Source organism: Immundisolibacter cernigliae, assembly GCF_001697225.1.
Classification (GTDB): Bacteria; Pseudomonadota; Gammaproteobacteria; order Immundisolibacterales; family Immundisolibacteraceae; genus Immundisolibacter; species Immundisolibacter cernigliae.
Genome location: NZ_CP014671.1, coordinates 1,235,608 through 1,261,876, shown reverse-complemented (window position 1 = coordinate 1,261,876; position 26,269 = coordinate 1,235,608). Strand labels below are relative to the sequence as shown.

Annotated in this window: 21 protein-coding genes and 1 pseudogene; 6 read left to right on the top strand and 16 right to left on the bottom strand. The window is 65.8% G+C overall.

Annotation, left to right across the window (positions count from 1 at the left end; all coding sequences use genetic code 11):
* Positions 1–18: 18 nt before the first annotated feature.
* The 8 genes and pseudogenes from PG2T_RS05990 to PG2T_RS05955 form a co-directional block, all read right to left on the bottom strand.
* Entirely contained in the window at positions 19–960 is a 942-nt protein-coding gene (locus PG2T_RS05990; RefSeq protein WP_145931018.1) for an ABC transporter substrate-binding protein, read from the bottom strand.
* Positions 961–998: 38 nt separating this feature from the next.
* A pseudogene (locus PG2T_RS15450) lies at positions 999–2,194 on the bottom strand (TonB-dependent receptor plug domain-containing protein).
* Complete coding sequence (locus PG2T_RS05980; protein WP_068803443.1) at positions 2,184–3,155, bottom strand: IS481 family transposase; 972 nt, start codon at positions 3,153–3,155, stop codon at positions 2,184–2,186. The pseudogene PG2T_RS15450 and the gene PG2T_RS05980 overlap by 11 nt, the downstream one beginning before the upstream one ends.
* Positions 3,149–4,279 (bottom strand): TonB-dependent receptor plug domain-containing protein, encoded by a 1,131-nt coding sequence (locus tag PG2T_RS16855; RefSeq protein ID WP_145931017.1) that lies wholly within the window; start codon positions 4,277–4,279, stop codon positions 3,149–3,151. Before PG2T_RS16855 ends, PG2T_RS05980 begins: the two co-directional genes overlap by 7 nt.
* Positions 4,236–5,030: a citrate synthase family protein gene (locus PG2T_RS05970; RefSeq protein WP_068803439.1), complete on the bottom strand. Its 795-nt coding sequence runs from the start codon at positions 5,028–5,030 to the stop codon at positions 4,236–4,238. Before PG2T_RS05970 ends, PG2T_RS16855 begins: the two co-directional genes overlap by 44 nt.
* A gap of 18 nt (positions 5,031–5,048) precedes the next feature.
* Positions 5,049–5,855 carry a citrate synthase family protein gene (locus PG2T_RS05965; RefSeq protein ID WP_068803437.1) on the bottom strand — a complete coding sequence of 269 codons (807 nt, stop codon included), beginning with the start codon at positions 5,853–5,855 and terminating at the stop codon, positions 5,049–5,051.
* Positions 5,852–7,801, bottom strand: a complete 1,950-nt coding sequence (locus tag PG2T_RS05960) for a thiamine pyrophosphate-binding protein (protein ID WP_075968145.1) — start codon at positions 7,799–7,801, stop codon at positions 5,852–5,854. Before PG2T_RS05960 ends, PG2T_RS05965 begins: the two co-directional genes overlap by 4 nt.
* Positions 7,802–8,010: 209 nt before the next feature.
* Entirely contained in the window at positions 8,011–9,897 is a 1,887-nt protein-coding gene (locus PG2T_RS05955) for an ATP-binding cassette domain-containing protein (protein WP_068803436.1), read from the bottom strand.
* 106 nt (positions 9,898–10,003) lie between these two features.
* On the opposite strand from PG2T_RS05955, the gene PG2T_RS05950 reads away from it, so the two are divergent.
* Both PG2T_RS05950 and PG2T_RS05945 read left to right on the top strand, forming a co-directional pair.
* Positions 10,004–10,327 carry a hypothetical protein gene (locus PG2T_RS05950; RefSeq protein WP_068803428.1) on the top strand — a complete coding sequence of 108 codons (324 nt, stop codon included), beginning with the start codon at positions 10,004–10,006 and terminating at the stop codon, positions 10,325–10,327.
* Positions 10,328–10,348: 21 nt separating this feature from the next.
* A complete protein-coding gene (locus PG2T_RS05945) occupies positions 10,349–11,563 on the top strand; it encodes an aromatic ring-hydroxylating oxygenase subunit alpha (RefSeq protein WP_068803426.1) in 1,215 nt (404 codons plus the stop codon).
* Between the two features lie 176 nt (positions 11,564–11,739).
* Here the strand turns inward: PG2T_RS05945 and nadC are convergent, their stop codons facing one another.
* Together nadC and PG2T_RS05935 are read right to left on the bottom strand one after the other, a co-directional pair.
* Positions 11,740–12,600, bottom strand: a complete 861-nt coding sequence (gene nadC / locus PG2T_RS05940) for a carboxylating nicotinate-nucleotide diphosphorylase (RefSeq protein ID WP_068803424.1) — start codon at positions 12,598–12,600, stop codon at positions 11,740–11,742.
* A gap of 176 nt (positions 12,601–12,776) precedes the next feature.
* Positions 12,777–14,879, bottom strand: coding sequence for a PhoX family protein (locus PG2T_RS05935; protein ID WP_068807838.1), 2,103 nt, complete (start codon positions 14,877–14,879; stop codon positions 12,777–12,779).
* A 250-nt stretch (positions 14,880–15,129) separates the two neighbouring features.
* Here PG2T_RS05935 and clpB point away from each other — a divergent pair, with 250 nt between their 5' ends.
* Both clpB and PG2T_RS05925 read left to right on the top strand, forming a co-directional pair.
* Positions 15,130–17,724, top strand: coding sequence for an ATP-dependent chaperone ClpB (gene clpB / locus PG2T_RS05930; RefSeq protein ID WP_068803422.1), 2,595 nt, complete (start codon positions 15,130–15,132; stop codon positions 17,722–17,724).
* Positions 17,725–17,824: 100 nt separating this feature from the next.
* A complete protein-coding gene (locus PG2T_RS05925) occupies positions 17,825–18,049 on the top strand; it encodes a hypothetical protein (RefSeq protein WP_068803420.1) in 225 nt (74 codons plus the stop codon).
* A gap of 251 nt (positions 18,050–18,300) precedes the next feature.
* On the opposite strand, the gene PG2T_RS05920 is transcribed toward PG2T_RS05925, so the two are convergent.
* The 6 genes from PG2T_RS05920 to PG2T_RS05895 all read right to left on the bottom strand — a co-directional run bounded on the left by PG2T_RS05920 (position 18,301) and on the right by PG2T_RS05895 (position 24,432).
* Positions 18,301–18,672, bottom strand: coding sequence for a cupin domain-containing protein (locus PG2T_RS05920; protein ID WP_068803418.1), 372 nt, complete (start codon positions 18,670–18,672; stop codon positions 18,301–18,303).
* On the bottom strand, positions 18,669–19,355 hold the full coding sequence (gene biuH, locus PG2T_RS05915) for a biuret amidohydrolase (protein ID WP_068803416.1): 687 nt from the start codon (positions 19,353–19,355) through the stop codon (positions 18,669–18,671). The genes PG2T_RS05920 and biuH overlap by 4 nt, the downstream gene beginning before the upstream one ends.
* 92 nt (positions 19,356–19,447) lie before the next feature.
* On the bottom strand, positions 19,448–21,268 hold the full coding sequence (gene atzF / locus PG2T_RS05910; protein ID WP_202816441.1) for an allophanate hydrolase: 1,821 nt from the start codon (positions 21,266–21,268) through the stop codon (positions 19,448–19,450).
* Positions 21,256–22,068 carry an outer membrane protein OmpK gene (locus PG2T_RS05905; protein ID WP_068803414.1) on the bottom strand — a complete coding sequence of 271 codons (813 nt, stop codon included), beginning with the start codon at positions 22,066–22,068 and terminating at the stop codon, positions 21,256–21,258. Before PG2T_RS05905 ends, atzF begins: the two co-directional genes overlap by 13 nt.
* A 91-nt stretch (positions 22,069–22,159) precedes the next feature.
* Positions 22,160–23,728 carry a regulator gene (locus PG2T_RS05900; RefSeq protein WP_068803413.1) on the bottom strand — a complete coding sequence of 523 codons (1,569 nt, stop codon included), beginning with the start codon at positions 23,726–23,728 and terminating at the stop codon, positions 22,160–22,162.
* A 29-nt stretch (positions 23,729–23,757) separates the two neighbouring features.
* Positions 23,758–24,432: a cysteine hydrolase family protein gene (locus tag PG2T_RS05895; RefSeq protein WP_068803411.1), complete on the bottom strand. Its 675-nt coding sequence runs from the start codon at positions 24,430–24,432 to the stop codon at positions 23,758–23,760.
* 227 nt (positions 24,433–24,659) lie between these two features.
* Here PG2T_RS05895 and PG2T_RS05890 point away from each other — a divergent pair, with 227 nt between their 5' ends.
* Entirely contained in the window at positions 24,660–25,343 is a 684-nt protein-coding gene (locus PG2T_RS05890; RefSeq protein ID WP_068803409.1) for a GntR family transcriptional regulator, read from the top strand.
* A 63-nt stretch (positions 25,344–25,406) separates the two neighbouring features.
* The gene (locus PG2T_RS05885; RefSeq protein ID WP_068803406.1) at positions 25,407–26,249 is read left to right on the top strand and encodes a TauD/TfdA dioxygenase family protein; all 843 of its coding nucleotides are present in this window, start codon (positions 25,407–25,409) and stop codon (positions 26,247–26,249) included.
* Positions 26,250–26,269: the final 20 nt, after the last annotated feature.

Below are 26,269 nucleotides of genomic sequence, written 5' to 3'. Positions count from 1 at the left end.
CGTGAGGGGGCTTGGCGATCAGCGGGCCGGGAGCACAAGGTCATAGTCAGCGGCCGCCAGCCGCACTCCGAGATGCTCGGCCGTGCGCCGGTTGATGGCACGGCGCAGGCCGCGGTTTGGCTCGAAGCGCGCTGTTTTGCCACTGGCGTGCGCAAGTGCGAGTCGTGCCAAATCAGCCCCCATGGCTTCGTTATCCGGAAACAGGGCAAACAATACGCCGTGCGCCACATGCTGGACCGAACCGGAGAAAACGACAATGTTGTTTGCCCATGCCCGGTTGAGAATGTCCGGCAACGTCGAGTCATCGTTTACCAGCGCCGGATCCTGGCTCAGCCACAGTGCTTCGGTAGCGCTATCGGCACTGTTCAGGATTTCTTGATATCCCTGCGCCGCGGCTCGCGCGTCGTCGGTGGCAACCGCGACCAGCTCGAGTTTGAGTTTGCGGGCAGCCGCTTGCGCGCGTTCCAGCAACCACCCGCTGCGGGCAGGGCGGTACAGCCAGTGCACGGTGCGAATGCCGGGCCTGAGGCGCAGCAACTGCTCGAACAGGGCGCCAGGGTCGGATTCCAGGCTGATGCCCGGCAGCGGTGGCTGGCCGGCAGGCGCCACGATGGCCCCGACCACGATGGGGATCTGCGTCGACAGCGAGCTGGTCGCGTCCAGGGCAGTACTGCCCAGTGCAATCAGGACCCGCTCGTCGGCCACGGAAAGTGCTTGCGTCTGGGGGGCGCCTGGCGTACCGGGGATCTCCAGCAGGCGAACGCTGGCCGTCTTGCGGATACCGTCCACCATCTGATAAAGCACTGATCGATAGGGCTCGCGGACATCCGGCACCACGGCCAACACGTCTGCGGCCGCCGCATCCCAGGCCAGGCTTGAGAAAATTCCAAAAACAAATAAAGGAACAACCAGCCTGAGGAACAGGGGCTTGTCGAGTGTGTCGCGGCAAGGCGCTGGCATGGGATGCCTGGTTTCAGGGTCAAAGAAGACCGGACCGATCAGTGAAATGCCTTGCTGAGTTCCAGAAACAGGTTGCGTCCGGCCATCGGCAGATCGTTCGGGATGAGCGAGGAGGCGCTCGGCTCGCGAACATCGGCATCGAATAAATTACGTGCAGATAATCGCATACCCCAGTCGTCGCCGAACAGCCGCTGCCCGCGCAGGGTAAGGTCGAAGGCGACATAGTCATCGATCTTGGACCGGGTATCGCCCGGTGGGCGCTTGCGGTCGAACACGCCGGTCGTCTGGCCGGACACACTCCACTGCGGGGTGAACATCCAGTCGGCGCGCAGATAGGCAAGGTGCGTAGGCGCGAAGCCGACGTCGGTGTCGGCGGCCTCGTCGGTAGATTTCTGGTACGCGTAATTGCCGGACAAGCGCAGGCGCCGCGCGGCCTGCCAGGCGAGTTCAGCTTCCAGGCCGTAGCCGGTCTGGCGGCCGGTGTTCTGCGCGGTAACGCTGGTGCCTCCCCCTCCGCGGCGAAGCGGATGATGTCGTCCATCTTGTAATAGAAGACATTGGCCGCTGCGCGCAGACCGCGACCGGCGTCCCAGTCGAGACCGAGTTCCCAGGTGTTGATGGTTTCGGGATTCAGAGATGAATTGCCCAGATTCGCGGGGTTGTTGACGGCGTAAAGCTCCTGGAAGGACGGTGCGCGAAACGCCCGCCCATACAGCAGCTTGGTAGTCAGTGCGTAGCTGGTCTGCCAGACTAGCGCCAGACGCGGGTTCACGGTGGTGCCGAAGTCGGAATAATCGTCCACCCGCACTCCGGTGGTCAGGGTCCAGTCGCGCCGGAAGTTCCATTCGTCCTGGGCAAAGGCATACGCAATCGTGCGATTTTCCTCGCGAACGAACGCCGCGAGGTCTGTGACATCGACCAAGCCGCCAAGCGGAACTGGCACCGTGCCGAACGGTGCCCCCAGATCCACGAGCGTGTAGTTGCGGCTTTCTTCCACCCGGTACAGGTCTTCCTTGCGGTAACCGCCGCCCAGGCGCAGGCGGTGGCGGGCAATACCGGTATAAAGCACGCTCAGTTCGCCGCGATAATGGCGCTCGTAAACGTCCGGGTTGCCGAGCACGCCGTCGGGAAACATGCCGCCGAAGGCACCCCGCGGGAACAGTTGCAGTCGTGTCAGATTCTCGACGTTGTAGTAACTCAGGGTGCCGGTCAGGCCAAGGTTGTTAGCTGTCACGTCCCGGCCGATTATTTGGCCTTCGATGAAACAGCTCCGGTTTTGAAGCGTACCAGTGCTGAAGCGCTTGAGCCGGAGTCTGGGCGTTCAGTGCCTTCTGCGGCAAGTGGTGGTTGTAGAGCGTGACATAGCGGTGCAGGGTCTGCTCCAGGTCCTCGCTGGACCTGAAGTGGTGCGTGCGCAGCAGGTCCGCGATGCGCCCGTTGAAGCGCTCGACCATGCCATTGGTCTGCGGGTGGCGCGGGGGCGTCAGACGGTGCTCGATGCCCAGTTCCTGGCACAGGCGATCGAACTCATGCGTCCCGGTCGGGGCCCGCGCCCGGCTCCCGAACAGCCGGTCCGTGAACTCGGTGCCGTTGTCGGTGAGCAGGCGCGTGATGCGCACCGGGCAGGCCGTGGCCAGGGCACTGAGGAAGGCGCGCGCCGAGCGCGCGCTCTTGTCGGCTTTCAGGGCCACGTAAACCCAGCGGGTGGCCCGATCGATGGCCACGAACAGGAACCGGCGCCGGTCCTCGTCGGCCATCTGCGGCAGGTACTTCACGTCGACGTGCACAAAGCCGGGCACGTAGGTCTTGAAGGTCTTGCTGACCGCTTTGTCCGGCGCCGGGCGCAGGGCGCGCAGGTTGCCCACGCCGTGGCGGCGCAGGCAGCGGTCCAGCCCGGAGCGGGACACGTCCGGACACAGGAACTCGCGCGTCACCGCCAGCAGGTCGTCCAGCGGCAGCAGCAGGGCCCGGCGCAGGTAGACCACGATCGCCTCCTGGCCGGGGGTCAACGTCGTTTGCAGGCGGTGCGCGGTGTGCGGCCGGTCGTAGACATCCGGGCGCCGCTTCCATTTGTAGATCGTCGGCTCGGTGACGCCAAAGCGGCGGGCCAGCACCGCCACCGGCTCATCACTGGCCGCGATCTGCGCCCGCACGTGGGGCGTGGTGCGGGCTTGTTTGTGCAGTGCAATCAGCATGCGGACACCTCCCGATCAACCGCTTTCCCGTCCCCTGCCAGCTCCCGGAACACCTCGCGCGCCAGCAGCAGCGGGGACCGAGACGGAACTATATGATGATCCGGGATGGAACAGTTAGCGAAGCGGGGATTGTCGTAGCTCAGATCGGCGCTCAGGCGCCGGCCATCGCCGCGACCGACCGGGTCCAACGTCTGCGATGCACCGACGCCGACGCCGCCGTCGTTGACTTCCTGAAAGCCTCCACGCAGCCGCCAGTAGCCGCGGCTAATGTCCGCCCGTGCTTCGGTGTTATCTAGATTCAGTGAAACCGGTCCCGGCGCCAACGAGGCGGCGCTGCCGAACGGCGCATCGAGCGTTGTCTGTGCATCGGCGCCAATGCGCCGGCGGGGACCGTCGCTGTGGTGGCGTTCCAAGAAAAAATAGGCGTCGAACTCGCCAAGGTTCCCGCCCCACTGCAGATACTGGTCGTTACGGTCGAAAGATCCACCGCGCGCGCCAAGCTCGAGGCCGTGTACGTCGTCGGCTGACTTGGTGATGATGTTGATCACCCCGGAAAACGCATCCGCCCCGTACAGCGCCGAACCCGGGCCACGGATGATTTCTATCCGCGAAATACCCGTTACCGGCATGCGACCCCAGTCACCGCCGAGTTGACCGTCGAAGACGTTTTTTAACGGGATACCATTGATCAGAATCAAGATTTGCGGATTGGTTTGAGTGTGGATGCCGCGGATCGAGAAGAGCGGTTTGTAGCCAACGCTGGACACCCCGACGTGCAAGCCGGGGACGGTCTCCAGGACTTCGTTGAGTTCAGTGGCTCCGATAGCGGCTATGTCGGCGGCTGTGACGACGCTCGCGACAGCCGGGCTCTCACGCAGCGGTTGCGCGGCACCTGTGGCGATACTGACCATTTCGGGGCTGCCATAAAATTCGGCCAACGCGGCCTCGTCGGCGGTTTGAGCTTCCGCGTATTGCGATACCGACGATAGTGCGAAAATGGCTGCAAGCAGGCGTGAATTAAGTATCTGGTTCAACTGATTACGCATTGTTTGCGCACCCTCCGTAGCCATAATGCTCACTTCACCATGCTCGATGCGGTAGTCCGTCGTATTTAATGCGATCACAGCGCAGCGGAAACAAGGTGCCCTCGGGATGGCTGGCCGCGTCGAACTCGCAATGAATCAATCCGGCGGAGAAAGCGAGAACTGCCATGCGCTTGTATTCTGCGACAGTCACACCTTGATCGGCGATCAAGGCGGCATTTATCGCCGCGATGTTCATCCCCATCCGATATCGCTTGAGGGTGTCTGCCACTTCCATTGCCAAGTCGATATAGGTGCCATTGCACAGGCCAAGGCCGCGCGCAAAGCGCAGTGTGGGCGCGATCCGTTCATCCTCACTGCGCAAGGGACGTCCGTATCCCGGAACGCCACGGTGAGTCCTGAGTTCGCGGGCAACGAAATCTGCCAGCGGTTCGCCGCTGTCGCGTGCTGCCCGCGCTCGTTGCAGAAAATCGAACACGCCGATCATCGGCCGCTGGCCATAGATGGTGGCATCGGTGACGGCGATGGCCGCGCCCAGTGAGAGGCCTGGCGTGCTACGCACACTACCGCCCAGGGCCGCCACACGGTTGTTCCAGATGCGCGGATCGGGATAGCTCACGGAGATTTTCCACAGGCCCTGGATCAGTTCGAGCTGGGCCGGGCTGAAGCGTCGCCCGGTAATGCCGTACATGAGCAGGTCCATCCAGCTCAGGTCTTCCAAGGCATTGAGCAGGTCGTGACCGCGGAAGGTGACCGTGCCGTCCGCCACCGACACGGCGCCGAGCTCCGTCGGCCAGTGGTCCTCGTATTCGAACAGCGCTTTATTACTCATGCCCGCAGCACCTCAAGTTCATGCGTTATCGGCACCTGGCCCCACATACTTGACCGCTCCGTGGAAAAACGGAAAACGCCGAAAGCCATATTGCTTCTGTTCGAGCGCATGTACCGCAGCGCCCGGCAGGCGCAGCAGCAGGTACAGCATTTCGCCCTGTTCGGCGCTGAGGCCAAGATCCCGGAAGGCGGCGGCGGCCACACCCGACAGCGCAAGTGGTGCGCCCGCAGCCGCTTCGAGTGCCTCGCGGTGCATGGCGAGCCAGGGCAGATGCGGGCCGGCGCCGACAGTACGCAGCACTTCCAGAGTCTGAAGAACCGGCATGGCGCAGCCCACGCCATGCGGATCGAAGCCTGGTGCGTGTTCCATTGGCGTCCAGATGTCGGCGCGCTCGGCTTGCGGCGGATCTGCCAGGAAGGCCTGCCAGGCGGTCAGATCACAGCCCAGCCGCTCCCAGGCTTCCATCGCGACCCGCACTTCGTGCCCGCCGCCAAGGTTGCCGGCCCCCACCCCAAGCGCCGCCATCAGTGCCGCGGCGGCGGGTGAGCCGCCTACGCCGGCACACATGGCCGCGTGTACGCTTGCTTCCCTGGGGCCGGGATTGGCCAGCGCAATGGCGAGTCGCTCAAGGAGCTCCGCCTGTGTCGGCGTTGGGCGCTCGCCGACGAAAAGCAGGTACAGGTACTCGACGAAACTTGCCTTGTTCAGCAGTTCGCCATACACGTCGTAGCCGCGGCAGTAGCAGGCGGCGGCGGTGAAGGGATTGTCTGCTTCCGGTTGCTCATCCCAGATACGGCTGTGAATAGCCTCTGCCTTTGCAGTCAAGGGGCCGTCTCCAGCGCCTTCATTCTTCCACCTAGCGGCAGTACTTCTTCTGCATCTATGAGTATGTCCAGAAGATACGGGCGACGCCCTTGGCAGATTTCATCGAAATTCACTGCCCTGAGTTCTCGGGGGCTGCGAATTCGACACGCTTCCACGCCCATGGCGGACGCCATGGCGGCGAAGTCGATATCAGGAAGCTCAAAACCGATGCGCTCAGCACCAGCCAGACGCTGGCCATGCTTGACTGTGCCAAGTGCACGGTCGTTAAGCACGACGAAAATCACCGTAAGCTGGTGTTGCAGCGCAACGGTTATTTCTTGACCGTTCATGAGCATGCTCCCATCGCCAGTCAAGATGACGACAGGCATGTTGGGACTACCGAACGCTGTGCCGATACCTGCGCCAAGCCCCCACCCCATTGATCCAAATTCACCAGGGCAGCGATAAAGACTTTCCCATACTTTTCTCTGGTCGGCGCGGCGGCGCGGCAAGCTGTTGCGATGGCCTGACATGGCGCCCGGACTTTGGCGGCGTTCAGTAGCAAGCCGGCGCTCGGCCCCACGACGGTCGGGCACATGTAAATAGTGAATTGCCCAGAAATTCGCACCGGTGCCATCCGCGACGAAACGTGTGCCAGGTGGCAGGAGAGCCGGCAAATCAGCCATGACACGCTGTGGTTTTATTGGGGTTGCGTCTGAAAAATATTTGTCGGGTTCGTCCAAAATACAGTTTGGCTTTGCGCGAAGAGAACCCTCCGGAACGGCTCTATGGGAATAAGCCAGCACAGGTTTGGGCCGACGCGGTGTTGTCGGGTTGTCAAGTTGCAGGTCTGCATTGCTACCAGGCAGCGTAAGGCGCAATTGGCGTACGCCTTGCTCGAGGTGCTCAAACACCTGAACGGGATTGCTGTGCACATGCATCTGGGCTATGGGCGAACCAGAAAAATTGTGGGCGTTGGCGTCGATATGTATGAGTCGGTGATTGAGCAGCGCAGGGCCGTTCCAGTTGGCTGTGGCGAATTCTCCCAAGCTTGTGCCTACTGCGATGATGCAGTCGACTGATGGATCACTCAGGGCCGCCACGGCGCTACTGTGTCCGGCCATGCCGATGATGCCGCGAAACTGACGGTGGTATGGGCTGATGAGACCCTTTCCGAAAGGTGTTGCGACCACGGTTGCATCTAATTCAAGGGCCAGAGCAAGAATGCGGCCAACCGCTCCTTTGGCGCCCTCGCCGAGAACGAAGGAGATTTTTCTTGCCGACCAAATTTTTTTCAAAAGGAGCGCAATCGATGTTTCATCCACAAACTCACGCGGTTTGATCAAATTTTCGAGGTCGTTAACGAATTTGGGCGCGTGTGCCTGCGCACGAGTTACATCAAGCGGTAGGCTTAGATGGACCGACCCGCCGGGCTCGCGGAAAGCTGCCAGGATCGCGCTGATCAGTTTATTTTCAAGCTGTTTAGTGTGCGAAACGAGGCTGTTATAGAGGGTACAGTTTTTGTAGATACTAACGGTGTCGATAGATGTGCAGCTTGATTCCTGTAATCCACCGCGCCCAAAATTTTCAAGTCGCGTTTGCGCAGTAATAGCGAGCAGCGGAATGCCATCCTGATAGGCATTTGCAACCCCGGTAATCATATTGGTCGCCCCCGGGCCGGTGGTGGCAAAGCACACACCGAGTTTGCCGGTTTCCCGGGCATAGCCGTCGGCCATGAAGGCAGCGCCCGATTCGTGGCGGGCGACGACGAGCTTGGGGCCACCGCGGCGCATGCCGCGCGCGATGGCGTTGACCAGGGGTTCGATGGCGCCGCCCGGTACGCCGAATATGTATTCGACGCCGATCTGCTGCAGGTAGTGGACGATCAGGTCGCCCCCTTCGAAGGGGGTCTCGGCCGGAAGCGTGTCGCCGGTCGTCGTCAATCCTTTGCGGTCCTTCTGACTCATCTATGCCTCCCAAACTGGCAGCCGCTCAACGACATTGAGACACCTTACATTAAAACTTGCTAATAAGGTCTTGCAGTTACTGTCGATTGCTGATTTTTTTGTTCATCCGAACGCTTCGTGTCGTGAGACGGCACGGGGTAGGCTGGCCGCGTTGCCGGTGGGCATCGAGCGGTGCTTTCGATGTCTGGGCGTCTTGTAGCGGCGCCGACTCACTCAAAGCTTGGGGTTGATGCCGCGCATTGGCGCGATTCCAGTTCTTCCCAGCGGGCGTAGTTGACTTGAAGTGCTGTTTCGATCTCCAGCAGAGCCTGCTGGGCCTGGCGCTGGGCGTCGACCGGCTGCTGGTAGAAGTCTGCGGCAGCCATGCGCTGATGCGCAGCGGCGATGCGCGTTTCGAGCTTTTCGATGTCCTGCGGCAGGCGCCTGAGTTCCCGCTGCTCGGCTGGGGTGAGGCCAGGCGCGGTAGGTTTGGCGCGCGGTGGGGCAGGGGTGCTGGCCGCCTTGCGCGCGGGTTCGGCTTCGACTTGCCGCTGGCGCAGCCAGTCGTCGTAGTCGCCGACGTAGTGGCGAAAGCCGCGCTCGCCTTCGTGCACCAGCAGGCCGTCGACCACCTCGTTCAGAAAGGCGCGGTCGTGGGAGACCAGCAGCACGGTGCCGGGGTAGTTCAGGATCAGGCTCTCGAGCAGTTCCAGGGTCTCGACGTCCAGGTCGTTGGTCGGTTCGTCCAGCACCAGGACGTTGGAGGGTTTGGCGAACAGGCGCGCCAGCAGCAGGCGGTTGCGCTCGCCGCCGGACAGCAGCTTGACGGCCGTGCGGGCCCGATCGGGCGTGAACAAAAACGCCTTCAGATAGCCCAGCACGTGCAGGGAGCTGCCGTCGAAGTCGATGCGTTCTGCGCCGTCGGCCACGTTCCAGACGGCGTCGCGTTCCAGGTCCAGCTGTTCGCGGTTCTGGTCGAAGTAGGCGACCTGCAGGTTCTCGCCGTGGATCAGGGTGCCGCTGTCCGGCGCGCGCTGGCCGAGCAGGACTTGCAGCAGCGTGGTCTTGCCGCAGCCGTTGGGGCCGATGATGCCCAGCACCTGGCCGCGCTGCAGCTTGAAGCTGAACTCGCGCAGCACGGTGGTGCCGGCGATGCGCGCGTTGACCTGCAGCGCCTCGAGCACGCGCTTGCTGGACTGTTCGCCAAACTGCGCCCGGATTTGCGCAGGCTGTTGGTATTTGCGCCGGTTGGCGGCCTGTTCGCGCAGCTCATCCAGCGCCCGCACGCGGCCCATGTTGCGGGTGCCGCGGGCCTTCACGCCCTGGCGCAGCCAGGCTTCTTCCTGGGCCAGCTTTTTGTCGAAGTCCTTGTTGGCGGCGCTCTCGGACTCCAACGCCTCGACCTTGCGCCGCCGGTAGTCGGCATACCGGCCCGGCCAGTTGTGCAGCGCGCCGCGGTCGACTTCCACGATGCGCGTGGCGATGCGGTCCAGAAACGCCCGGTCGTGGCTGATGAACACCAGCGTCAGGGGCGTGCCGAGCAGGAATTCCTCCAGCCAGGTGACGCCTGCAAGATCGAGGTGGTTGGTGGGCTCGTCCAGCAGCAGCAAATCGGGCTGGCTGACCAGCGCGCGGGCCAGCAGCACGCGCCGCTTCATGCCGCCGGACAGTGTGGTGAATTCGCTTGCGCCCGGCAGGCCCATGCGCGTGAGCAGGGCGTCCACTTCCACCCGCGCGGTCCAGGCGCCGGCCGCTTCGAGCGCATGTTGCAGGCTGTCCAGGCGCGCCTGATCGGCGCCGGCTTCGAGCGCTGCATGGTATTCGTCCAGCAAATGCCCGCGCGGGCCAAGGCCGGCGCTGACCACCGAATAGATCGAGCCGCCGATGTCGCGCGGCACGTCCTGCGGCAACTGGGCCACGCGCAGGCCATCGCGGCGTTCCACCTCGCCGGCGTCGGGGGTCAGCTCGCCGGCCAAGACCTTGAGCAGCGTGGACTTGCCGGCGCCATTGCGGCCGATGAGGCACACCCGGTCGCCTTCTTCCACCACCAGGTTGGCCCGCTCCAGCACGGGCTCGCGGGAGTACTGGACGGTCACTGAGCGCAGGTTGATCAGCATGGGTTTAAACGATCATTCGGTCGGGCTTGCGCCGGCCTTCGGACTGCGCCAGCATGGGGTTTGACGGGCCGGACAGCCCGGGGCCGTGCAAGGAGGAGAAAAAACGATGGCATTACCAAGCCAGTTCGCGGATATCGAACACCTGATCACAGCCGGTTGGGCAATCGGCGACGAGGCGGCGCGCAACCGCCAACGCCGGGCTTCGTCCATGGCCGAGCTGCAGGCGTTCTACAACACGCTGCTGCCGCGCATGGACGCCATTATCCAGCACTTGAACCAACAATCCCTGCAGGCGCTCGAGCCGGCAAACCAGGCGCTGCTCGATCTTGCGCTGATGTTCATGGAGGTGGCGCCGGCGGTCGAGATTTACAAGGACCCCGACGTGCCGTGGGGTTTTGAGGCGGCCCGTTTCCATATTCTGCCGGCCTGATTCAAGCGAAGGAGGTTTCCCATGAACAAGCCTGCTGTCGACACGCTGCATCCGTACCTGCGCCAGTGCCCCGATCTTGGCACCGGACCGGTGCCAGTGGCGCCGGTGGTGTCGCCCGAGTATTTCGAGCGCGAGCGTGAGGCCATCTTCAGGAAGGTCTGGCTGAACCTCGGCCGGGTCGAGGACATTCCGAATCCGGGCGATTACGTGGTCAAGGACATCGCCGTCCTGAAGGCCTCGATCATTCTGGTGCGCGGGGACGATGGCCAGGTGCGGGCCTTTCACAACGTGTGTCGCCACCGCGGAAATCAGGTGGTCCAGGGCCGCGGCAATGCCAAGGGCTTTGCGTGCGGCTTTCACGGCTGGACCTATGACACGGCCGGGCAGTGCGTGTTCGTGCCGGACGAGGAGGTGTTCTTCGATCTGGACCGCGCGCAGCTGGGCCTGCCGCCGCTGCGCTGCGAGACCTTTGCCGGCTTCATTTTCGTGACCGTCAATCCGGCCGCCGCGCCGCTGGCCGAGTATCTGGGCGGTTTCGGCGAGCAGATCAAGGACTTTCCGTTTCACACCATGCAGCGCATGCACACGCTCAGGGCCGACGTGAACTGCAACTGGAAGGTGTTCGTCGACGCCTTTCAGGAGTCCTACCACGGTCGCTTCGTGCACAAGCTGACCGCGACCGCGGCCGGCTGCACCCAGGACGATCCCTACGCGCACCTGACCTCGGTGCGCCTGTACGGCCCGCACCGGTCGGCCTCGGTGCCGTTCAATCCGGAGTATCAGCCGAGCCCGGCCGAGGCGCTGTCGTTCAAGTACGCCCAGTCGCTGTGGCTGCACGAAGGCAACGCCGGTGCGCAGCGCGTGCCGGGCACCAACCCGGAGGGCCACCCCAACTGGCTGTTCGACATCAACGTGTGTTTCCCGAATTTCTTCGTGGACGTGTCCAGCAGCTGGTTCTTCACCTACCACTTCTGGCCGGTGGCGGTGGACCGCACGGCCTGGGAGTACAACTTCTACATGCTGCCACCGGCCAACGCCGGCGAGCGCATCAGCCGTGAGTTCTCGAAGCTGTACCTGCGTGACCTGCTGCGCGAGGACCTGTCGACCGTGGAGACCACGCAGGCGGGTCTGAACTCCGGCGCCATCGAGCACATGATCCTGTCGGACCAGGAAGTGGCCGTGCGCCACCAGTACAAGGTGGTGGACGACATGGTCAACGGCCGCTGGCGCGGATAGCCGAGGCCTTTTGCCCGGCGGGTGCTCCGAGTTTGTGAAGAGATGCACGTCCTGTGCATTTCTTGCGTCGCACGTCCGGTACACGCCCGGACGTGCTCCCGCGAATCAAGCCCTTGCGTGCTTGATTCGCGTCCGGCCATCCCTGGCCGGTCTGAGAGCTTGAATGTCGCAAGCTCTCAGACTGCCGGGCCCAGCTGGTCGACGCGCAGGGACAGGTCGACCGCATGCACGTGCTTGGTGAGCGAACCCACCGAGATGAAATCCACACCGGTGGCCGCAATGGCGCGCAGGCCCTCGATGCCGACGCCGCCACTGGCCTCGACCGTGGCCTTGTCGGTGGCCAGTTTCACCGCCTCACGCATCAGTTCGAGCGGAAAATTGTCGAGCAGGACCTGCTTGACGCCCGCGGCCAGCGCCGAACGCAGCTGATCGAGGTTCTCGACCTCCACTTCGACCGGCGTGTTGGGCGGCGCGAGGCGGCGGGCGGCCTCGATGGCGGCGGTGATCGAACCGGCCAGCGCGATGTGGTTTTCCTTGATCAGGATGGCGTCGTACAGGCCCTTGCGGTGATTCAGTGCGCCGCCCACGTGGACGGCGTATTTCTGCGCCAGGCGCAGGCCGGGCAGGGTCTTGCGGGTATCGAGCAGCTTGGTGTGCATGCCGGCGATGGCCGCCACGTAGGCGCGCGTGGTGGTGGCGGTGCCCGACAGCGTCTGCAGGAAATTGAGCGCGCAGCGCTCGCCGGTGAGGATGGCGCGCGCCGGGCCGCGCACCTGGCACAGGGTCTGGCCGGCGCTCAGGTCGTAGCCGTCGCGCGTCTGCCAGGTGATTTCGACCCGCGGATCGAGCGCCTGAAACACCGCATCGAACCAGGCCTGACCGCACAGCACGGCTTGGTCCCGACACACGACACGGGCGCTGGCCTCGACATTTTCGGGAACCAGGGCAGCCGTCAGATCGCCCGTACCGATGTCTTCGTCCAGCGCGGCGCGGACCTGGGCGGGGATGGCCGCGAGGGTGTTGGCATCGGGGTGCATGGGCGGCGCCTCCGGTCAGGGTCGGATGAGTGCCGCATTATGGCTGGCCCGGTGCGCTCATGGTGTCCCGCCGCCGGGCGTCGATGGCGTCAACGCAGCGGCGGGCGCAGATGGAAGGCCTGCCCGGGGCGCCCTTGGCCCCGGGCAGGTGCAGGATGCTTCGACCCCGCCGGCGCTCAGGCGCCGATGACGCCGCCGTCGTCGCGCGTGATGGCGACCACCCCGGAGCGCGGCTTGTAGACCATGCCCAGGCCGCTGGCCGTGGTCGGGCCGTTGATGCCGCTGTCCGGCCAGGTGGAATTGTCGGTTGGGCTGACGCTCCAGTCCTCACCCGGATGCTGGATGCCCACGAACAGCGTTTTGCCGTCCGGCGTGGCGGTGACGCCGGTGACCTCGCAGTGGCGCGGCGCGGTCAGGAAACGCCGCGTTTCGCCGCTGGACGGGTCGGCGCACATCATCACGTTGCCTCCGATGTTGACCCAGTCACCCTTGCCGTCGCCGGCCTGGTCGGTCTGGATCCACAGGCGGCCGCTCGGATCGAACCACAGGCCGTCAGGTGCGCCGTAATCGTCGCCGTTGATGTTGCCCAGGTAGCCGTCGTGACCGTCCGGCGTGTAGCTGCCACCCAGCGTCTTGGTGGTCGCCTGGTCGCCGCATTTGACGAAGATGTCCCAGGCGAAGCCGGTGGCCGCCGTGCTGCCCATGTTCTCGCGCCAGCGGATGATGTGACCGAAGTCGTTGTCCGGGCGCGGATTGGCGGCATCGACCGGCGGGTTGGCGCTGGCGGCGGCGGTGGTGCCGTCCGGCTGGTTGCCGGATGCCGGCGTGTTGCCGCGGCGGCTGTTGTTGGTCAGGGTCAGGTAGACCTCGCGCGTGCTCGGGTGCACGGCCACCCACTCGGGGCGATCCATCATGGTCGCGCCGACGCGGTCGGCGGCCTGGCGGCACTTGATCAGCACCTCGCCCTGGTCGGCAAAGCCGTTGTCGGGCGTCAGGCCGTTCTGGCCCCAGACCAGCGGCAGCCAGGTGCCGCTGCCGTCGGCGTCGAAGCGCGCCACGTACAGCGTGCCCTCGTCCAGCAGGTTGCGGTTGGCGGCGCGGTTTTTGGGATCGAACTTGCGTGCGCAGACGAATTTGTAGACGTACTCGTTGCGCTCGTCATCCCCCATGTAGACGGCCACGGTGTTGTCGGGGCCGACCACCACGCCGGCGCTCTCATGCTTGAAGCGGCCAAGGGCGGTGCGCTTGACCGGCGTGCTGGCCGGATTCCAGGGGTCGATCTCCACCACCCAGCCGAAGCGGTTCGCTTCGTTGCGGTGCGTGTTCAGGTCGAAGCGCTCGTCAGCCTCGTGCCAGCGGTAGCCGAAGCCGCCGGCGTTCAGGCCATAGCGGGCCTCGTGCGCTGTTCGGTCGAAAGTGGACGCGCTGCCAAAGTAGCCGTTGAAGTTCTCCTCGCAGGTCAGGTAGGTGCCCCAGGGCGTATGGCCGTGGGCGCAATTGTTGAGCGTGCCCAGCACGCGCCTGCCGCTGGCGTCGGCGGCCGTGCGCAGCAGCGGGTGGCCGGCCGCCGGGCCGCGCACCTCGCATGGCGTATTGCCGGTGATGCGGCGGTTGTAGGGTGAGTGGTGGATGAGCTTCCATGCGCCGTGGTTCCTTCCGATCAGGTCCTTGCCGACGGCGACAATGTTGACGCCGTGCGCCGCCTGCTGCGCGCGCACCATGTCCAGCGTGATCGTGGCCGAGCTGTAGGCGGACGCGGGCACGATGCCGTGGACCAGCGGCGGGTCGACATACTCGCTGTTGCTGACCAGCAGGCCGCGGACGTTGCCGGCCGCGCCCGGGAACGGGAAGAAATGCATGCCGTCGGTATGGGCGCCATAGGCCTGCAGCTGGGTCGCCTCGTCCATCGGGTCGGCCGGGTTCCATTGCGCGCCGGCGCCGAGGCGGTCGCCCCACGCCACCAGTACGCGGGCGCTGTAGCCGGCCGGCACCGTGACCGCGTCGGTCATGGGTACCACGTTGGCAGGCACCGACGCGAAGCCGATGCCGCCCAGCGGTGCCGGGGCGGCCTGCGCATAGCGGGTCAGCGCATCGACCATGGTGCCGCCGAGTACCGTGACGGCAGTCACGCCGGCGGTGGCGGTGACCGAGCTTTTCAGAAAGCCGCGGCGGCTCAACTGGCGCTGTTCGAGCACATCGTTGAAGCTTGGGTTGGCGGACGGATTGCTGCACTCATCGGTCTGTTCAAGGGCGCTGTCGGGATGCAATTGGCTGCTCACGCGTGGGTACTCCATGGGATTTCCGGTCCGTATCCGGCCCGGATGGGGGGTGATACCAAGCCGGGGCGCGATCGTGCCGCCCTTGATTCTGGCGGCGGCAAAGTTATGCGCCCGATGTTTCATTCGCATTGCAGGCGCGGGCGCTTGATCGCGCTCAGGTGACGCGCCGGCAGTGCTTGAATGCCCCGGCCGGCTGCCCCACCTTGCACAACAAGTGGCGCGCTGCCCGCGCCGAAACGGAGACTCGGACATGCGCATGGACAAACTCACTGGCCAGTTCCAGAAGGCGCTGGCGGATGCACAAAGCCTGGCCCTGGGGCGGGATCATCAGTTCATCGAACCGCTGCACCTGCTCAGCGCCATGCTGGCGCAGGACGGCGCCGGAGTGGGCTCGCTGCTGGCGCGGGCCGGGATCGCGGTGGACCGCTTGCGGGCCGATCTGGGCAAGGCTCTGGACCGTCTGCCGCGGGTGGAGGGCACCGGCGGCGACGTGCAGCCGTCACAGGCGTTGATACGGGCCCTGAACCTGGCCGACAAGTACGCCCAGCAGCGCGGCGACGACTACATCGCCAGCGAGATGTTCCTGCTGGCGGCGCTCGAGGACAGCGGCGAGACCGGTCGCATCCTGAAGGACGCCGGCGCCCGGCGCGCGGCGGTGGAGCAGGCCATCGATGCCGTGCGCGGCGGCGAGAAAGTCACCAGCGAGAACGCCGAGGAGGCCCGCGGCGCGCTCGACAAGTACACCATCGACCTGACCGAACGCGCCCGCCAGGGCAAGCTCGACCCGGTGATCGGCCGCGACGAGGAAATCCGCCGCGCCATCCAGGTGCTGCAGCGGCGCACCAAGAACAACCCGGTGCTGATCGGCGAGCCGGGCGTGGGCAAGACCGCCATCGTCGAGGGCCTGGCCCAGCGCATCATCAACGGCGAGGTGCCCGAGGGCCTCAAGGACAAGCGGGTGCTGGCGCTGGACATGGGCGCGCTGATCGCCGGCGCCAAGTTTCGCGGCGAGTTCGAGGAGCGTCTGAAGGCCGTGCTGAACGAGCTGTCCAAGCAGGAAGGCCGGATCATCCTGTTCATCGACGAGATCCACACCATGGTCGGCGCTGGAAAAGCGGAAGGATCCATGGACGCCGGCAACATGCTCAAGCCCGCCCTGGCGCGCGGCGAGCTGCACTGCGTGGGCGCCACGACGCTGGACGAGTACCGCAAGTACATCGAGAAGGACGCCGCGCTGGAGCGCCGTTTCCAGCAGGTGCTGGTCGATGAGCCGTCGGTGGAAGACACGATCGCCATCCTGCGCGGTCTGAAGGAACGCTACGAGGTCCACCACGGCGTGGAGATCACCGACCCGGCCATCGTCGCCGCGGCCACGCTGTCGCATCGCTACATCTCCGGGCGCAAGCTGCCGGACAAGGCCATCGACCTGGTCGATGAGGCGGCCAGCCGCATCCGCATGGAGATCGACTCCAAGCCCGAGGCCATGGACCGCCTGGACCGGCGCCTGATCCAGCTGAAAATGGAACGTCTGGCGCTGGAGAAGGAGCCGGACGAGGCCTCGCGCAAGCGTCTGGCGACCATCGACGAGGAAATTGGCCGCCTGTCGCGCGAGTACGCGGACCTGGAGGAAATCTGGCGCGCCGAGAAGGCGGCCGTGGGCGGCACGCAGTCGATCAAGGAGGAGCTCGACCGCCTGAATCAGGAATTCGAGACTGCACGCCGGGCCGGCAACCTGGAGCGTGCGGCCGAGATCCAGTACGGCCGCATCCCGGAACTGAAACGCCAGCTTGAGAATGCCGCCAGCGCCGAACAGGGCCCGCGCAAGCTGCTGCGCAGCGAGGTGACCGAGCAGGAAATCGCCGAGGTCATCTCGCGCTGGACCGGCATCCCGGTGGCCAAGATGCTCGAATCCGAGCGCGAGAAGCTGCTGCACATCGAGGACGCCCTGCACCAGCGCGTGGTCGGCCAGGACGAGGCGGTGCGCGCGGTGGCCGACGCCATCCGTCGCTCGCGGGCCGGGCTCACGGCGCACGAACGCCCCATCGGCTCGTTCCTGTTCCTGGGGCCGACCGGCGTCGGCAAGACCGAGCTGTGCAAGGCGCTGGCCGGCTTCCTGTTCGACACCGAGCAGGCCATCGTGCGCATCGACATGTCCGAGTACATGGAGCAGCACTCGGTGGCGCGGCTGATCGGTGCCCCGCCCGGCTACGTCGGCTACGAGGAGGGCGGCCAGCTGACCGAACGCGTGCGCCGGCGCCCGTACAGCGTGATCCTGCTCGACGAGATCGAGAAGGCGCACCGCGACGTGTTCAACGTGCTGCTGCAGGTGCTCGACGACGGCCGCCTGACCGACGGCCACGGCCGCACGGTGGATTTCCGCAACACCATCGTGGTGATGACCTCGAACCTGGGTTCCGACCGCATCCAGGAACTGGCCGGTCAGCCCTACGACACCATCAAGGCGGCGGTGATGGACGTGCTGCGCCACCAGTTCCGGCCGGAATTCATCAACCGCATCGACGAGACGGTGGTGTTCCATGCGCTGGGCCGCGAGCAGCTGCGCCGGATCGTCGACATCCAGATCGGTGCGCTGCGGGCGCGCCTGGCCGAGCGGGACATGACGATCCGCTTCACCGACCAGGCGCTCGACTGGCTGGCCAACGTCGGCTTCGACCCGGTGTACGGCGCCCGGCCGCTGAAGCGCGCCATCCAGCAGCACGTGGAAAACGCGCTCGCCCGCGATCTTCTGGGCGGCAAGCTGGCCGACGGCGACGGCATCCAGGTCGACGTGTCCGGCGATGGCCTGGTGTTCCACAAGCAGCCGCCGAACCAGGTGGTGGCCTGATGCCGGCACGCTGGTAAGCTGGCGGTCCCGTCACGGCGGCGGGGCCGCGTTGTCCGGGAGGGGCACGCGGTGTGTTTCGATCACATCCGGGAGTGTGCGCATGAGCAACAAGCCTTTGATCATCCTGTCGGCGCTGGCCTGTCTTGCGCTGGCGGGTTGCAGCGAGAAGGGGCCTGCCGAGGAGGCGGGCGAGAAGGTCGATCAGGCCGTCGAGCAGGCCAAGGACGCCGTCGAGGACGCTGGCCAGCAGGGGCCAGCCGAGGAGGCCGGCGAGAAGATCGACGAGACGGTCGAGGACATGAAAAAGGATGATGCCGCCGAATAGGCCGCGTTCCTGAGGGGTGCGTCGCGGCGCCGGTTGGTCGGCGCCGCGGCACGCTCGGGAAGCGCTGAATAAATCCATCCTGGATTTCTCAGTGCCCGCTACCGAAAAACCTTGTGGGAGTGCAGCTTCGCTGCGCGATGATCGCCCGGCGCAGCCGGGCTCCCACAGTTTTCCGATGGCTCACACAATCAGCAGCTTGCAGCCGCTGATTTTGACAGCGCATCCCTGCGCTGCGGGAAACGCTGAATACTTCAGCGTTTCCCGCACGCGTCGGTGACGAATTCGATCGGTGCCGACCAGATTGCCAGCACCAGGCAGCCATCGTCGCTGACCACGTTGTGCCGGCTGCCCGGCGGGCTCACCAGCAGCGCACCGGCCGGGTAGTGTCCCTGGCCATCGCGTTGCGAGCCTTGCAACACAAGAATGTGTTCGTAGCCGGTGTGGTGATGTTCCGGCACCGTGGCGCCGGGGGCGTAGCGCAGCAGCGCGGCGGCGGGCCCAACCCCCGGCTGGCCGTACAGGGCATGGAACTGCACGCCCTGCCGCAAGACCTGCCAGTGCAGCCGGTCCGGCTCCGCGGCGCGTTGCAGCAGGTCAGCGAACGCCGTCGAATGCGCCGTCACGCGCGCAGGCCGGCCAGCAGCGCCGCCGAATCGGCCACTGCTCCGAACACCCCGCCTTGCATCTTGATCATGTTCAGTGCTGCCAGGTGATTGCCGTGATCGGTCGCCCCGCAGCAGTCTGCCACCAGCAGGCACTCGAAGCCACGGTCATTCGCCTCGCGCATCGTGGTGTGCACGCACACGTCGGTGGTGATGCCGGTCAGCACCAGGTTGCGGATGCCGCGCACATGCAGCAGCAGTTCGAGGTCCGTGGCACAGAACGAGCCCTTGCCGGGCTTGTCGATGACCGGCTCGCCGGCCAGCGGCGCCAATTCGGGGATGATCTCCCAGCCCGGCTCGCCGCGCACCAGAATCCTGCCGCAGGGACCGGGATCACCGATGCCGGCACCGATGCGCCGCGAGCGCCAGCGCTTGTTGGCTGGCAGGTCGGCAAGGTCCGGCCGATGCCCCTCGCGGGTATGGATGACGTGAAAGCCGCCGGCCCGAAACGCCGCCAGCACGGCGCGGATCGGCTCGATCGGCGCGCGCGTGAGGGAGATGTCGTAGCCCATGGTGTCGACGTAGCCGCCCGGACCGCAAAAGTCGGTCTGCATGTCGATGATGATCAGCGCGGTGTTGGCCGGGCGCAGATCGCCATCGAACGGCCAGGGGTAGGGCTCGGCGTCCAGGAAGCGTTCTGGCATGGTGTCGATTCTCGATGGGAGTGAAGGCGATTCGGGGCCGTGTCGCCACTACGCCACCGCCACGCCAACGAAGCAAGTTTCGTGCAACCGGCTCAGCGGCTCGCCAGCCAAGCCCGCCAACCGCCCAGGGACGTGATGTCCGTCGCGCCGCTCACGGCGTGGCCCTCGCACAGAAAGCCTTTCACACAGCTGCCGTCGGCCAGCTGGACGCTGCCGATAGCGAGTGGTGCCGGCACGCCGGCCAGAAAGGGTCCGACCGCGGCCAGCGGCAGGGTCCAGATTTCGAGCTCGATGCTCGAACCGGACGGGTCACGCACCAGGCCGGGGCGTGGTGGGCTGAAGCCCGCCAACGCGTACAGGCGATAGGCGGGCACGGTCCGCGTGCGCTCGCGCAGCCGGCCGCCCAGGCCGGTCAGTTCGCCGTTCAGCGGCAGGCCCTGCATGTGGCCACCGCAGACGGCGATCGGGAACAGGGCTTCGCCTTGCGAGTCGTCGACGAGCGGCGGCGTGGCGGCCAGCGGCAGGCCGGTGGCGCCGAGCGTTTCGTTGAGCGCCCGGTGCAGCCGGTCGGCCAGCACCAGCAGCGCACGGTCGTTGCCGGCCGGTGCCTGCAGGGTCACGCCAAACGGAAGGCCAGACGGCAAAAATCCGCATGGCACCGCCACCGCGCACAGGTCCAGCAGGTTCATGTGGTTGGTGTAGTAGCCAAGCCGCTCGTTCATGACGACCGGGTCGGCGAGAACTGCGGCGCGGGTCGGCACCGTGCCGATGGTCGGCGTGACCAGCACGTCCATGCGCTGCCACTCCGGCCGTAGGGCCTGGCGCAGCGCCAGCAGGCGGTACTGGGCTGCAAACGCATCACCGGCACTGTACCGGCCGCCGCCCTGGATGATGTCGCGCACCACCGGCAGCACTGCCTCCGGTTCAGCGGCCATGAATGCGCCGATGGCCAGGTGCCGCTCGGCCAGCCAGGGGCCCTCGTACAGCAAGCGGGCCGCTTCGCGAAACGGTGCGTAGTCGATATCAAGCGCTTCACCGCCCAGGCTCGCGAGAGTCGCCAGAGTCCCCTGGAACGCGGCGGCGCTCGCGCCATCGCCGAAAAATTCCCGTTGCCCCGGTAGCGGCGCTGCGAAACGAAAGCCGGCCCCGACGCCCGGACTGCGAGCCTCAACCGTGCGCGAGAACGGGTCCAGCGCATCGAAACCGGCGATCACGTCCAGCACCGCCTGCGCATCGGCACAGGTCAGCGCGAACACCGACACGCAGTCCAGCGAGCGGCAGGCCGGCAGTACGCCGCGTGCACTGATCAGGCCGCGACTGGGCTTGAGGCCAATCAGGTTGCCGAGCGCCGCCGGCACCCGGCCGGAGCCGGCGGTGTCGGTGCCCAGCGCAAAGCTGACCAGGCCGTGCGCCACCGCCAGCCCAGAGCCCGAACTGGAGCCGCCGCAGATGTAGTCGGCATCGAAGGCGTTGGCCGGCGCGCCATACGGCGTGCGGGTGCCGGAAAGACCGGTGGCGAACTGGTCCAGGTTGGTCTTGCCGACCAGCACCGCGCCGGCATCCAGCAGGCGCTGCACCGCCGGGGCCGTGAGGTCCGGCATATGGGCAAAGGCCGGGCAGGCGGCGGTGGTCGGCAGGCCGGCCACGTCGATGTTGTCCTTGACGGCGAAGGGAACGCCAAACAGCGGCCCGCGCGGGCCGGCATCGAGTTGCCTGGCCCGCTCCCGCAGCGCCGCGTCGGGCACTGGCGTTATCCAGATGCCATCGGCGGCCACCGCCCGGCGCCGGGCGATGACCTGCTCGATGACCGCCTGCGCCGTCAGGCCGTCGGCCAACGCACGCCGCAGCGTATGCAGGTCGGGCAGGGGCGGGGTGCCCCCGCCGCTGGCCGGACTCATCGTCACCAGATCCACTTCACCATCGCCTGGGCCACATCCTCGTCCATGTCATCGATGCCGAACTTGTTGCGCCAGATCTGATACTCGACGCCGGCTTGCAGCTTGCCGGCCCCGAAGCCGGCCAGGTCGCCCACATCCACCAGCAGGCGCGGCGCGGTGATGATGTTGTCCTGCAGCGGATCCTCGCCCCAGGCGTAGTCGAAGAAGCCCTCGAACAACAGCGGCAGCGGGCCGACCTTGAACGGCAGCGCCCACGCCAGCGTCACCTGCTGGCCGGTGTCGATGCCCGAGGCCTGGTTGTCACGGATGTACCAGTTGACCTGGAAGAACTGGAACTTGGGCAGGTTCAGGTCCACCGCCAGGCCGTACAGCCAGGTCTGCTCGACCGGCGACTCGGGGATTTCGAGCGTGGAAGTGAACAGCACGTCCTTGACGATGCCCCACGACAGCTCCTTGTCGAAGAACATCTTGCCGATCGACAGCCGCGGCGAGATTTCCGCATAGAAGCTCCCATCGGCCTCGGTGGTGGTGCCGAAGGCATCACCCTCGCGGTCCGGGTTGGTGATGTCGACGAAGATGAAGTTGTCGCCGTACTTCCAGGCGTTGAAGTGCTCGATGGTGATGATGCTGGCCTCGTCGGTGTGGCTGAAACCGCCGTTGGGATCGAAGTCCGCGTAGCTGGTGCCATGCAGGTACTGGATGTTGGTGGTGGCGAACAGCGCCGAGCCGGCCTGCGCGGCCGGCGCGGCCAGCCCGGCCGTCAGCGCCAGGGCGGGTAGGGCACGCAACGGGGCGAAGCTGCGGGTGCTTTTCATGATACGACTCCTGCGAGGTTTTTGAATACGACGATGTATGCAATAGGCATCGAAAAAAAGGCGGGATCGGCAGCGCCGAGCCCGCCCCGGATCAGTCGGCCACTTCGAGGGCCACCACCCCCATGCCGGCCGGTTGGGCAGCGGTCTGGCGTGCCAGGCCAAACAGACCGCCGGCCACCAGCAGGTAGCCGAAGGCCACGGTCGGGCTCTGCGCCAGGCCGATAGCCTCGCTGTGCATGAACCCGAAGAAGGTCAGCACGGAGCCCGCCAGCGCGAAGCCCGCTGCCCGGCCATAGGCGCGGTCGATGATGCAGGCCGCGACGGCCGCCAGGATCAGGCTGGTCAGGATGGCGCCGCTGCCGAGCAGTTCCAGGCCGTGGTAGAGCACCCCAGTGCCGGCCAGCTTGTCGATGCCGACCGCGGCGGCGTTGGTGCCGGCGGCGCCGAGTGCGTTGTCGATCATCAGCTTGCCCCAGCCGGCCACCTGTGGGATCAGCGCCAGGATGATTGCCGGGGCATGGCTCTTTGGGGTTTCCTGGAAGGCCTGGGCGCCGATCAGCATGCCGATGTAGAGCAGGATCGGCGAGATGGCCACCACCGGAATCAGCGCCATCATCACCGCCAGAATGCCGAACCAGGACAGGATCAGCACCATCACGCCGGTCGCCGCCGAGTAGCCAATGCGCCCGCCGATGGCCTTCCAGCCCGGGTGGCCGATGTACACCGCGTTGATGAAGGGATTGCCCAGCAGGCAGCCGATCAGGCTCACCACGCCGTCGGCGGTGATGACGCGGGTGGTGGGAAAGTGGTCGCCGCCGGCCTCGGCGCTTTCCACGTTGTCCATGGCCTCGACCAAATCGTAGATGCCGAACGGAATGGCGGTGACCAGGATCACACTGAGGTATTCGAAGCCACCGAACACATGGCCGATCGCCGGCAGCGGCACCGAGAAGCCGAAGCTCGCAAACGACGCGCCGAGCTTGTCCAGACTCATGCCACCGAAGTTGAAGCCAAACGCCAGTCCGCCCCAGGCAATCAGCGAACCGACGCCGATCGCCACCAGGCCGGCCGGGATGCCCTTCCAGTAGCGCACGCCGCCGAACCAGCTCGCCAGCAGGATGGCGAAGCAGGCCAGGCCGATCACCGGGTCCATGTACATGTCGAGCGCCGGCTTCATCGAGATGAAGGCAATCGACACACCGGCAAGTGCTCCCAGCAGCGCCGCGCGCGGGGTGATCTTCTTGATCCACGGCGCGACAAAGCCGCCCGCCATGAGCACGAAGCTCTGCACGAACACCCAGGTCAGCCCCGCCTCCCAGCCCTTGATCGGGTCGCCGCTGGCGGCGGCTATCGGCAGCATGATCACGAACACCACCACGAACATGTGCGGCACGCTGATGCCCGATGGCAACGCGCAGACCGTGTCGCGGCCTTCTTTCTTCGCCAATTTATAGGCCAGCCAGGCGTAGTAGATCGTGGACAGGAACAGCATCAGCCCGGTGGCCGGCAGGATGCGCCCGAACACGATGTCGTCCGGCAGCTTGATGACGTAGCGCAGCAGCGCCGTCAGCGTGAGCAGGTTGACCAGGATGTTGGTGCCGAAGCCGAAGAAGGCGTTCCAGTCGCCGGGCGACCAGAGTTTTGGAGCGGTGCTGTTCATGGCGGGGCCTCGCGGGTGGGTGGAACGGTTCAGGCAGCAATACGGGTCAGGGCGGAACACACGGCGGTCGAGTCGGCAACCCAGCCGAAAATGCCGCCCTGGGCGCTGATCATGTCCAGCGCCACGCGGTGAAATTCCGGGAAGTACGAGGCCACCGCGTCGCTGACCACCACGCATTCGAAGCCGCGGTCGTTGGCCTCGCGCACGGTGGTGTGCACGCACACCTCGGTGGTGACGCCGGCAACCAGCAGGCTGCGGATGCCGCGGTTGGCCAGAATCAGCGCCAGGTCGGTCTGGCAGAACGAACCCTTGCCGGGTTTGTCGAGTACGACCTCGCCCGGCAGCGGGTACAGCTCCGGGATGAAATCGTGGCCGGGCTCGCCGCGGATCAGGATGCGGCCCATCGGGCCGAGGTCCCCGATGCGGGTCGGACCCTTGCCGCGGGCGAGCTTGGCCGGCGGCGCATCGCTCAGATCCGGCCGGTGCCCCTCGCGGGTGTGGATGACCAGCATCCCGGCCTTGCGGGCCACCTCGAGCAGGCGCTGGCACGGCACGATGGCGCTGCGCAGTAGGGACACGTCGTTGCCCAGCATGGCGCCGAAGCCGCCCGGTTCCAGGAAATCGCGCTGCATGTCGATGACGATCAGCGCGCTGCTGGCCGGGTCCAGACGCAGCGGGTAGGGTTTGGCTGTGATTTCGATCATGGCGGTTGCTCCCTGGGCACGAGACCGGTATCGGTTACCGGCTTCTTGCATACATCGTGATATTCAAAAGGCGTGCCAGCCGCCGCGCGGCGGCGCAACGTAAAGGAATTGCTGAGTCAGCGGCCACCGGCGGCACGTGCCAATAGCGATTGGCGCACCTGGATGCACCACCGCGGCGCTTCGCTTGCATACAATGGTGCGTACCCAAGGCCCCATCGGAGGCGCACATGCCGTCCCGTCCCGCTGCCAGCCCGCGCGACATCTACCGCCAGCTCAAGGACATGATCCTGGGCTTTAGCTTGTATCCGGGCGCCCGGGTGACCGAGAACGAGCTGGCGGTCCGTTTCGGTGTCAGTCGCACGCCAGTGCGCGAGGCCCTGCAGCGTCTGGCGGCGGAGGGCTACCTGACGATTCGCCCCAAGCAGGGCTGTTTCGTGCGCGACATCGACATCGAAACCATCAACCACTACTACGACGTGCGCATCGCACTCGAAATGCGCGCCCTGGAGCTGGCCTGCGTGTCCATGCCGGACAGCCAGATCAAGAAACTGGCCGCCGTCTGGAACCCGCAGCAGGCGCCCAAACAGCCGCCGCCGATGGAAACCATGGTGGCGCGCGACGAGGGCTTCCACATGGCACTGGCCGCCGGGGCGGGCAACAGTGTTCTGGCGGGCTATCTGAAGGACGTGAACGAACACATCCACATCGTGCGGCGGCTGGACTTCACCGAGGCCACGCGCGTGGACCACACCTACGCCGAGCATCACGAAATCCTGCAGCGGCTGCTGGAGCGCGACGCGGATGCGGCCAAGATTCTGATGCTGCGCCACATCCGCAAGAGCGCGGACGTGGCCAAGGCCATCACCCTGACGCAGCTGGCCCAGCAGCGCATCCGCGCCCGGGCCAAATAGTCCAGACAGGCCATTTGCCGGGCTATGCTGGACGCGGGCACCCTGACCCGCGCGGAGGGGAAGATGGAATACCGGCACATCAGCGTGGCCCCGGTGGCGGGCGCTCTGGGCGCGGAAGTCGGCGCTGTGAACCTCAACGGGGAATTGCCTGACCCGGTCCTGGCCGAGATACGCCACGCCTGGCTGCGGCACCTGGTGCTGTTCTTTCGCGACCACCATCTGACGGCCGATCAGTACCTGGCGTTTGCCCGGCGCATCGCCGAGCCGGTCGAGTACCCCATGCTGCGCGGTCTGGATGGCTACCCGCTGATCGTGCCGGTGATCAAGCTGCCGCACGAGCGGGTCAACTTCGGTGGCCTGTGGCATTCCGACACGGCCTATCTGGAAACGCCGCCCATCGGCGCCACGCTGCTGGCGCGCGAGCTGCCGCCGGTCGGGGGCGACACGCTGTTCGCCAACATGTACCTGGCCTACGAGACGCTGTCGGACGGTCTGCGCCGGGTGCTGGACGGTCTGCGTGCCGTCAACAGCTCGGCCAAGGCCGATGTCACCAGGACGCGCGAGGATCGCCTGGCCGAAGGCGGCGCCAAGCTCGCCGCCGATGCAGCGTTCAGCGCCGTGCATCCTGTGGTGCGCACGCACCCTGAAACCGGCCGCAAGCTGCTGTACGTCAACGGCGGCCACACGGTGCGTTTCGAGGACATGACCGAGGACGAAAGCGCGCCGCTGCTGAACTACCTGTTCGCCCACCTGTGCCGGCCGGAATTCACCTGCCGCCTGCGCTGGCAGGTTGGCACGCTGGCCCTGTGGGACAACCGCTGCACCCAGCACAACCCGATCAACGACTACCACGGCCATCGGCGCGTCATGCACCGCATCTCGCTGGGTGCCGACCGGCCGGTGTAGGCGCGGGTGGTATCTTTGCC

Excerpts from the sequence above, each read along its gene's own strand:
- PG2T_RS05990 (WP_145931018.1), bottom strand. The coding sequence starts at position 960 with ATGCCAGCGCCTTGCCGCGACACACTCGACAAGCCCCTGTTCCTCAGG.
- PG2T_RS05905 (WP_068803414.1), bottom strand. The coding sequence starts at position 22,068 with ATGAAAAGCACCCGCAGCTTCGCCCCGTTGCGTGCCCTACCCGCCCTG.
- nadC (WP_068803424.1), bottom strand. The coding sequence starts at position 12,600 with ATGCACCCCGATGCCAACACCCTCGCGGCCATCCCCGCCCAGGTCCGC.
- biuH (WP_068803416.1), bottom strand. The coding sequence starts at position 19,355 with ATGCCAGAACGCTTCCTGGACGCCGAGCCCTACCCCTGGCCGTTCGAT.
- PG2T_RS05925 (WP_068803420.1), top strand. The coding sequence starts at position 17,825 with ATGAGCAACAAGCCTTTGATCATCCTGTCGGCGCTGGCCTGTCTTGCG.
- PG2T_RS05960 (WP_075968145.1), bottom strand. The coding sequence starts at position 7,801 with ATGAGTCAGAAGGACCGCAAAGGATTGACGACGACCGGCGACACGCTT.
- PG2T_RS05955 (WP_068803436.1), bottom strand. The coding sequence starts at position 9,897 with ATGCTGATCAACCTGCGCTCAGTGACCGTCCAGTACTCCCGCGAGCCC.
- PG2T_RS05885 (WP_068803406.1), top strand. The coding sequence starts at position 25,407 with ATGGAATACCGGCACATCAGCGTGGCCCCGGTGGCGGGCGCTCTGGGC.
- PG2T_RS05980 (WP_068803443.1), bottom strand. The coding sequence starts at position 3,155 with ATGCTGATTGCACTGCACAAACAAGCCCGCACCACGCCCCACGTGCGG.
- PG2T_RS05970 (WP_068803439.1), bottom strand. The coding sequence starts at position 5,030 with ATGAGTAATAAAGCGCTGTTCGAATACGAGGACCACTGGCCGACGGAG.
- clpB (WP_068803422.1), top strand. The coding sequence starts at position 15,130 with ATGCGCATGGACAAACTCACTGGCCAGTTCCAGAAGGCGCTGGCGGAT.
- PG2T_RS05895 (WP_068803411.1), bottom strand. The coding sequence starts at position 24,432 with ATGATCGAAATCACAGCCAAACCCTACCCGCTGCGTCTGGACCCGGCC.
- PG2T_RS05945 (WP_068803426.1), top strand. The coding sequence starts at position 10,349 with ATGAACAAGCCTGCTGTCGACACGCTGCATCCGTACCTGCGCCAGTGC.
- PG2T_RS05950 (WP_068803428.1), top strand. The coding sequence starts at position 10,004 with ATGGCATTACCAAGCCAGTTCGCGGATATCGAACACCTGATCACAGCC.
- PG2T_RS05890 (WP_068803409.1), top strand. The coding sequence starts at position 24,660 with ATGCCGTCCCGTCCCGCTGCCAGCCCGCGCGACATCTACCGCCAGCTC.
- PG2T_RS05900 (WP_068803413.1), bottom strand. The coding sequence starts at position 23,728 with ATGAACAGCACCGCTCCAAAACTCTGGTCGCCCGGCGACTGGAACGCC.